General features: G+C 39.4%; 5 protein-coding genes. 3 read left to right on the top strand and 2 right to left on the bottom strand.

All coding sequences use genetic code 11. The annotated features are described in order from the left end of the window. Positions 1 to 81 precede the first annotated feature (81 nt). Positions 82 to 954, bottom strand: coding sequence for a DMT family transporter (locus tag QV04_RS04510; RefSeq protein ID WP_065233240.1), 873 nt, complete (start codon positions 952 to 954; stop codon positions 82 to 84). A 241-nt stretch (positions 955 to 1,195) separates the two neighbouring features. On the opposite strand from QV04_RS04510, the gene hflK reads away from it, so the two are divergent. The 3 genes from hflK to purA all read left to right on the top strand — a co-directional run bounded on the left by hflK (position 1,196) and on the right by purA (position 4,775). Beyond that, positions 1,196 to 2,440 (top strand): FtsH protease activity modulator HflK, encoded by a 1,245-nt coding sequence (hflK, locus tag QV04_RS04515; RefSeq protein WP_039140954.1) that lies wholly within the window; start codon positions 1,196 to 1,198, stop codon positions 2,438 to 2,440. Between the two features lie 2 nt (positions 2,441 to 2,442). Beyond that, positions 2,443 to 3,336: a protease modulator HflC gene (gene hflC, locus QV04_RS04520; protein ID WP_039084830.1), complete on the top strand. Its 894-nt coding sequence runs from the start codon at positions 2,443 to 2,445 to the stop codon at positions 3,334 to 3,336. Between the two features lie 140 nt (positions 3,337 to 3,476). Then, positions 3,477 to 4,775 (top strand): adenylosuccinate synthase, encoded by a 1,299-nt coding sequence (gene purA, locus QV04_RS04525; RefSeq protein ID WP_018346750.1) that lies wholly within the window; start codon positions 3,477 to 3,479, stop codon positions 4,773 to 4,775. 331 nt (positions 4,776 to 5,106) lie between these two features. On the opposite strand, the gene QV04_RS04530 is transcribed toward purA, so the two are convergent. Next, positions 5,107 to 7,416 carry a YadA-like family protein gene (locus QV04_RS04530; RefSeq protein ID WP_065233241.1) on the bottom strand — a complete coding sequence of 770 codons (2,310 nt, stop codon included), beginning with the start codon at positions 7,414 to 7,416 and terminating at the stop codon, positions 5,107 to 5,109. Positions 7,417 to 7,526: the final 110 nt, after the last annotated feature.

Raw genomic sequence — 7,526 nt, forward strand, 5'->3', positions numbered from 1 at the left:
GATTCATTTTTACCTCCATTTTGTTGGTTATGATAGTTCGTTATTATAGCGATGTTCCAAAGATTTTGAAGATAGGGCGGTTTATGTGTGGCTGTTTGCCGTTCTCTGTCGGATAGTGTGCAGAATGAAAACGAGGGTTACGCCTAAAACGAGCAGAATACCGCTTGCAATTTTCCAATTTATTTTTTCATGTAAGAACAATATAGCGAAAATAATGCCGAATATCGGTTCAAGTGCCGAGATCACGCCGGAAATATTAGCTGAAACGAATGGTAAACCGCTATTCCAGATTTTTGGTGCTAGCCAACTGCAAACAATACCTAGATAAAGGAGGGCGATGAGATCGATCATAGGTGGATTAAAATGCCATTGTTGATTTAATAATAGGGTGAATGGCAAGCATAACAGCATTCCTAGTACGATAGTAATGGCGGTGTAATTACGAGGAGAAATTTCTTTCATTATCGCTTTAGCCCAACGGGTGGTGAAAGCGAAAACGACGGTGGAAGCTAACACTAAAAAACAACCTAAAACATCAATTTGACTGTTCGGATCATCATCGCTCACCACTAAGGCGATGCCGATAAATGCGAGTAGTCCGAGAAAATAGTCAAATTTTCCAGTTTTTTCTTTAAAGAAGAGATCGCCGACAAATACCATAATCAAGGGTTGTAAACCGAGCATTGTTACTGCACTGGAAGCGGAAGTGTATTTTAAGCCTATAAATTGTAAGAGAAAAACAACAGGGTAATTGAGAAAAGAGAGCCATATTAATTGTTTGTAATGATGTGATTCGATATGGCGATAGCAACGCATAAAGGTTGGTAAAACAATAAAAGCAGCAATACAAAAACGAAATTGCACTAAAATTACCGGTTCAAAAGAGTGATATGCTAATTTCCCGATTGGTAATGAGCTGCCCCAAATAGCGATTGCAATACATAAAGCCAACATAAAGATAACAATATAAATTTAATAGGATCAGCATTATAAATCTGAGCTTAAATTTGCTGCAAGCCCATCAATAAGTTAGGGAATTTTGTTAGACTTATCAGCGGATTTTGTTTAGACTGAACACTTTGCAAAAATTACATTATTCTGTAATTTTGTTTTTTAGTGTGAACACAAACAAGTGTGATACTTGAATTTGCATAAATCGTTTTTATAGTCTTTTATCACTTAAAAGGAGAAAAATATGTCGTGGAATGATTCAGGGCAGGATCCTTGGTCAAAGCCGGGAAGTTCGGATAAACAAGAGAACAAAGGAAATAGCACATCTGGACAAGATCAAAAACCAAATCAACAACAAAATAATGACAATAATCCACCTGATTTGCTTGAAGAGTTATCAAAATTTTTCAATAAATTGAATCAAGGTGGGCAAGGAAATAATAGTCCACAACGCCCTTCAAGTGCGGCAATTTCTTCTAAAGGTTTCGGTAAATTAGCTATTTTTGCGGTGATTATTGCCGTAATTGTTTGGGTAGTTTCAGGATTTTATACTATCAAAGAAGCAGAACGTGGTGTGGTATTGCGTTTTGGGAAATTGGAAAAGATCGTTCAACCGGGTTTAAATTGGAAACCAACTTTTATTGATAGTGTGATTCCGGTTAATGTGGAACGCATCAGTGAACTGAAAACTCAAGGTTCAATGTTAACGCAGGATGAAAATATGGTTACGGTTGAAATGACCGTACAGTATCGTATTCAGGATCCGGCACGTTATCTTTTTAATGTGGTCGATCCTCAAGATAGTTTAAGTCAAGCGACAGACAGTGCATTGCGTTATGTTATTGGTCATATGACAATGGATAATATTTTGACAACAGGGCGTTCTGTAGTGCGTGAACGGACTTGGAAATCATTGAATGACATTATTAAACCTTACAATATGGGCTTAGAAGTCATTGATGTTAACTTCCAATCTGCCCGTCCACCGGAAGAAGTTAAAGATGCATTTGATGATGCTATTAAAGCTCAAGAAGACGAACAACGTTTGATTCGTGAAGCAGAAGCTTACGCTAGAGAGCGTGAACCAATTGCGCGCGGTAATGCACAACGTATTGTAGAACAGGCGACAGCTTATAAAGAACAGGTTGTATTGGATGCACAAGGTGAAGCGGAACGTTTTGCTAAATTATTGCCTGGGTTTAAAGCAAATCCTGAATTATTGAAAGACCGTTTATATTTGGAATCTATGGAAAAAGTGATGGCGGGAACACCAAAGGTGTTATTGGATAATAGCAATAATTTAACTGTGTTGCCGTTGGAACAGCTGTTAAAACAAGGGAAGAAAAGTTCAGAGGATCCGAGCGAACAGCATCAAAAAGTGAGTGATATGCCGAAAGTGCCGCTAACATCATCAGCACCAATGACTAAACCGGTCACAGATGCAAAAGGACAAACAACAATTGAAGTAGATCGTCAAGGGAGATTTTAATGATGCGTAAGTTTGTAATTCCTATTTTAGCTGTGATTGCGGTTATTGTTTACGCCAGCATTATTGTAGTACCTGAAGGCACAAGAGGTATTATGTTGCGTTTTAGCAAAGTACAACGTGATGCTGATAATAAAGTGGTGGTATATAGTCCGGGATTGCATTTTAAAATTCCATTTATTGATGGAATTAAGATTTTAAATGCGAGAATCCAAACTTTAGATGGGCAAGCGGATCGCTTTGTAACCGTTGAGAAAAAGGACTTATTAGTTGATTCTTATGTGAAATGGCGTATTGCCGATTTTGGTAAATTCTACACTTCAACCGGTGGTGGGGATTATTTGCGTGCAGATAGCCTGTTAAGACGCAAAGTCAATGATCGTTTACGTTCTGAAATTGGTTCTCGTACCATTAAAGATATTGTTTCCGGAACTCGAGGTGAATTAATGCTGGATGCGAAAAAAGCCTTAAATACAGGAGCGGAAAGCACCTCAGAATTGGGTATTGAAGTAGTAGATGTTCGTATTAAACAAATTAATTTGCCGGTGGAAGTTTCTTCTTCTATTTATCAGCGTATGCGTGCAGAACGTGATGCAGTAGCACGTGAACACCGCTCTCAAGGTCGTGAAAAAGCGGCATTTATTCAGGCGGATGTTGATCGTAAAGTAACCGTGATCTTAGCTAATGCAAATAAAACTGCACAAGAGTTACGTGGGGAAGGTGATGCTGTTGCAGCGAAAATTTATGCTGATAGTTTTGGACAAGCACCGGAATTTTATAACTTTATTCGTAGTTTAAAAGCTTATGAAAAGAGTTTTGCTCAATCCGATAATATGATGATTTTGAAACCGGATAGTGAGTTTTTCCAATTTATGCAACGTCCACAAGGGCAAAAGTAACTGAAAAGCCTCAATAGAGGCTTTTTTTATGTTGAATTTGGAAAAAGATTGGTTTGGCATTTTATGTATCTGGTAGTAAAGTATTTTCTTGGCTAGGATAGATTTTTTTAAACTGAAATAGAGAACCTAAAGGTAAAATTATGGGAAAAAGTGTAGCAGTTCTTGGCGCTCAATGGGGCGACGAAGGAAAGGGTAAAGTTGTTGATCTTTTAACGGATCGTGTGAAATATGTTGTTCGTTATCAAGGTGGACACAATGCAGGGCATACTTTAATTATTAATGGCGAAAAAACAGTATTACGCCTTATTCCATCAGGCATTTTGCGTCAAAATGTAACTTGTATGATTGGTAACGGCGTGGTGCTATCGCCTTCTGCATTAATGCAGGAAATGGGGGAATTGGAATCTAAAGGTGTGGATGTTCGTAACCGCTTGTTAATTTCTGAAGCTTGTCCGTTAATTTTACCTTATCACGTAGCGATGGATCACGCACGTGAAGCAGCATTGGGTAAAAAAGCAATTGGTACAACTGGGCGTGGTATTGGGCCGGCTTATGAAGATAAAGTTGCTCGCCGTGGTTTACGAGTTGGCGATTTATTCAATATGCAAGTATTTGCGGAAAAATTAAAAAATGTTTTGGATTACTACAATTTCCAATTAGTGCATTACTACAAAGTTGAACCGGTCGATTATGATAAAACGCTTGCGGATATTCAAGCAGTTGCTGATATTATCAAGGCTATGGTGGCAGATGTAACTACTATTTTGCATCAAGCGAGAGCAAGAGGTGACAATATTCTGTTTGAAGGCGCACAAGGTACAATGTTGGATATTGACCACGGTACTTATCCATATGTTACCAGTTCAAATACTACTGCCGGCGGTGTAGCAACTGGTTCAGGTTTCGGGCCGCGTAATCTTGATTATGTATTGGGAATTATCAAAGCCTATTGCACTCGTGTTGGTGGTGGGCCATTTACAACAGAATTGTTTGATGAAGTTGGTATGGAAATTGCCCGTAAAGGAAATGAATTTGGAGCAGTAACCGGTCGCCCTCGCCGTTGTGGTTGGTTTGATGCGGTGGCAGTTCGTCGTGCCATTCAATTAAATTCTATTTCTGGTTTTTGTATGACTAAACTTGATGTATTAGATGGATTTAAAGAAATTAAAATTTGTGTTGCATATAAAATGCCAAATGGTGAAATCCTTGAATACGCACCATTAGCTGCGGAAAAATGGGAAGGGGTTGAGCCGGTTTATGAAACTTTACCCGGTTGGTCAGAGAATACTTTCGGTGTTACCGATTTTAATCAATTGCCTGAAAATGCACGTAAATACATCAAACGTATTGAAGAAGTTACCGGTGTGCCGATTGCGATTTTATCAACAGGCCCAGATCGTGTTCAAACAATGATTTTACAAGATCCGTTTGCTGCATAATTTTTTGTTTGGCTGAAAAGTAATCTGACCCTGAAAAGTTGGATGCTCATTTAAGGACTGAATTCTGTATTGAACAGGACTCAGTCCTTTTAATTTTTATTGCATTCTGTTCTCATTGTAATAATGAACATATTCTTTGATAACAAGTTCTAGTAATGTATGACAGGTTAAAGAAAGCGTTTCGTGGTGTTGAAAGTAGAAATCAACAGCTTGTTGTTTAAATGTTTGGCTGTATTGGGTTATAAAAAATCTGCACCTTTGTTGCTGGATAATAAGTCCAACTTTTGGGGTGCAGATCAGCGTTAAGTCTTTTTATTTGGCTTAATAATCTTTATTTTAATTTAGATAATTTCGCTTCAATTGCTGCTAAACGTTGTTTTAGCATCATATTTTCTTGCTCAAGAGAACGAATGCGTTGTTCATCATTAGATACCTTGATAACAGGCGCTTTTTGGTTTGATGAACCAAAGCGATAAGTGATACCTGCATTCCATATTTTATACTTACTGCCTGAATAAGCTGCCCCAGCATTTAACAACAAGTTCTCGTTGATGTGATGAGCCACACCCAACGCAAATCCTTGTTTGTCTTTAAAACGCCCAGTACCTGCCATCACTTGAAATTTCTCATTAGGATCATATTGCAATGGTTTTAATGCGGCTAATGCAGCATTCATCGCATCACCTGCACGAGATTCTTCTTCGACACTATCTATACGGCGATTTATACGGTGATCAGTTTGTGCAAGCTTGATGGTATTATTTTCAATAAGTTTTCTGTTCATCGCATCACCTGCACGAGATTCTTCTTCAACACTATCTATACGGCGATTTATACGGTGATCAGTTTGTGCAAGATTGATGGCATTATTTTCAATAAGTTTTCTGTTCTCTTCAGTTGCACCCATAACAGCGTATAACTGGCTACCATTAATTGCATCGGTACTATCTGCGTTAATACGACCAGCTGCGACATTGGTGATAGTACGATAGATGGCATTATCCATATCGGTACGACCATTACCATTCGTATAATGAGCAGGATCATTCCAATGCCCTTCATTGGTAGTATCGGTATAACCAACAACGCCTTTTCCACCAATACTAACGGTTCCTACCACTTGCGATTGATCGCCACCTGCAAACGTATATTCTTTACCATTAATGGTTGTAGAAGCAGTTGCTTTAACATCTTCGGTAATTGAACTGTTTCCTAAAGCAACAGAATTTTTATGATCTGCACGAGCATATGCACCAAGTGCTACTGCACTATCTTCTGTTACCACAGAGTAAGTTCCAACAGCCGTATCCGCTTTGCCAGTTGTATAACTGCGAGTTCCCATTCCCACACTGAGTTTTCCTTCCGCAACCGCACCATTACCAACAACAGTAGCCTGACTTCCTCCAGCAATGGCTGCCGCACCAATCGCCGTTGCCCCCACAGCACCTAAGCCAAATTTATTTGGATGATTATATGCATCACGGTCAATAATAATACCTGCTTTGGCAGCTTCACCTATAACAGTATTACGATACCCAACCGCTTCTGCTCCATTACCGATAGCAATAGCCCCCGAGCGGATCGTACGAGGATCGCCACCAGGGGAAACATTATATAAAGGTTTACCTGTTTCAGGGTCAATGCGATCAAAGATATCCGCATTAGCATAGTCCTCATTAGTTGCACCTGCTTTTGCTGCATTACCGATAGCAATACCATTCTCATTATGAGCTTTAGCATTAATGCCCATTGCCATAGTAAACTTATCCGATGCCTCAGACTGAACCCCCATAGCGATAGATAAATAACCCGTTGACTTAGAACGTTCGCCTACAGCAAGTGATGCATTGCCTGGTGCACCAACAGTGCCAGCATCTACTTTTTTCTTTAAATCTTCTTGTACAGTATAAAGTTGCCCACCATTAACGACCTCTTTACTATTTTGTGCAATGTTACCATTAGACACATTAGTAATTTTTCGGTTATTAAAAGATGCCGTATTCGCAACATCATTGGTGCCACCAAAAGCTATGGAATTATTTGCATTGGCTCTTGCACCAAACCCAAATCCCATGGCATTTGATGCATTAGCCTGTGCCCCATAGCCAACAGCAATAGTATAATCTTCTTTTGCTACCGTCGCTTGCCCTAATGCAATAGCACCTTGTTTTAAGGATTGGCTACCACCGCCGATTGCGGTAGTATAATCAGCATTTGCTTTAGCTCCAGAACCAATCGCATTGGACATACTTCCCTTCGCTTCCGCATTTGGTCCAATAGCATTTGCTTTATTTCCTTCTGCCTTTGCAGAGTCTCCGATAGCTTGTGAGCTAGTACCATCAGCCTTCGTACCAAAACCAATGCCGATAGATTTTTCAGCATTAGACTGTGCTCCATAACCAGTTGCAATGCCATATTTTTCATTTGCTTGGGCCGCTTGACCTATAGCAACAGCCCCCTCTTTTGCAGCTTTGCTACCGCCACCAATAGCAATGGTGTATCTATCGTTAGCAGTTGCAGTTTTACCAACAGCTAAACCACCATTATTGCTTGTGCCTTGTTCAACGGGATCACCTACAGCATCGGCTGCATTAACGGCAATAGCGAGAGTAGAAAGGGTAAATAAAATATTTGTCTTCATTTTTATCTCCTGAAATGCTTTAGTTATAAATGTGATGAAAAAATGTCAAAAATAGAGATAAAAAATTAGACAGGGGGGGATCTTTTGTGGTTAGCTTGCTTGCTTGCTTG

Origin of the sequence: Gallibacterium genomosp. 1 (assembly GCF_001678575.1) — a bacterium.
Lineage (GTDB): Bacteria > Pseudomonadota > Gammaproteobacteria > Enterobacterales > Pasteurellaceae > Gallibacterium.